Origin of the sequence: Agrobacterium sp. DSM 25558 (assembly GCF_900100825.1) — a bacterium.
GTDB lineage: Bacteria > Pseudomonadota > Alphaproteobacteria > Rhizobiales > Rhizobiaceae > Agrobacterium.
On sequence record NZ_FMUD01000083.1, the window covers coordinates 1 to 1,480 of the forward strand.

General features: G+C 52.5%; 1 protein-coding gene. It reads right to left on the bottom strand.

Features of this window, described 5'->3' with window-relative positions; translation table 11 throughout:
• Positions 1-53 precede the first annotated feature (53 nt).
• A complete protein-coding gene (locus tag DSM25558_RS27540) occupies positions 54-1,145 on the bottom strand; it encodes a PAS domain-containing protein (RefSeq protein ID WP_083716685.1) in 1,092 nt (363 codons plus the stop codon).
• Positions 1,146-1,480 lie beyond the last annotated feature (335 nt).

The following is a 1,480-nucleotide window of genomic DNA, read 5'->3' on the forward strand; positions in this document are numbered from 1 at the left end:
TGATCAGTTAATCGTCGCAAGCACAGTTTTCATGACGAAGTACACTCTGATCTCTACGACATCCCTTTGGCCAGGCTAATGGTTATTTCAGCATTCAGGCCATGTCCGAACCGTATACCACCTTGTTCCAAGGCTTTGCGGATTGCCTCCATATGAAGAAGCCTCGTCCTTTTACCGGCACCAAGCTCCAGGCGCCGGATTGTCGAGACGGAAACGGCTGCCTTCGCCGACAAGTCTTCTATGCTCCAGTCCAAAAGCGCCCGCGCCGCGCGTATGTAAGCGATGTCCACAGCCTCGATCGTGCCGAACACCGGATCGGTCTCAGTCGAATTGGGAGCTGCGGTTTCGATAAGAACACCGATCCATTCGCGCACCGATCCATCTGAGTTACGAATCGGTGCACCGCGTGCCAGATACTTCCGAAAGATCCCGTCAACACACAGGATGCGAAGATCGATGGCATAGGGCCGACTGGCCAATGTGCACACTGACCAGAGTGAACGAGCGGCTTCGCGCTCATCCGGGTGCACCACCTCCAGCCACCCCCAGTTGTCCGCCTCCGCCAAAGTCTGCCCGGAGAGTTTTTCCCAATTGAGCAAAGAGGTGATCTTGCCGTCGGGCAACATACGCCATTTGACGGCGGCAATCGCCGATATTAGGCTTTGATAGCTCTGCCACCCTTCTTCGACGATCATTCGCGCCTCGTGGAGTTCGGTGATATCGTTCATCAAGCCGAGCGCGCGCGTCGGATTGCCTTCTGCGTCAACGAGGATCTCCGCCTTGTTCTGTATCCAGCGCAAAGTTTTATCGTGACGGATAATTCTGAATTCTCTTTCGATCGCCTGGCCGGACCGCATAACCGCCAGCATATCGGAGTTCAAGACCCGATCGCCGGGGTGCATCATCTTCACCAGGTCAGCAAACTCCAGCGTGGTGAATGGCGGAAGCCCTAACAACCGGTACAGTCCTACCGAACCGTTGATATGACCGGTTTCAAAATCCACCGACCAAAAACCGACCCGGCCCTGATCTTCCAGCAGCTTCAGAAAATGCCGCGAGGAGATGCCCGACCTTCGATGGCTATGCCATTCGTCGCCGTTCGTCTGGCTGGTTGCGTCACCCCCTAAAAGGCTCGTCGTCGGCATGCTGCTCTATCCTCCGATCATGTTGAACTTGGCGTGACGTTTGAACGATTTTAGGTCAATTGTTGCCAAAGCCCCGCAGTTCGACTCCCTAAATGACCGTTTTTACGCGTTTAAATAATAGTGTTAGCCTACTCCTGAAATGAATGATTATCCAAAATAAAATGAATATATCGAATACTGAGACCCTAATTGCGACGAATAGGATGTGGCTTCGAGCTCTACATTCCAAACCCTTTTAATGACAGCGATTGCACCAGAGGTCAGCGTTATGAGCAACATCGTATTTCTCAAATTTTCCCAACCAGTCCTTGATGATCCAGTTAGTAACCAAACGG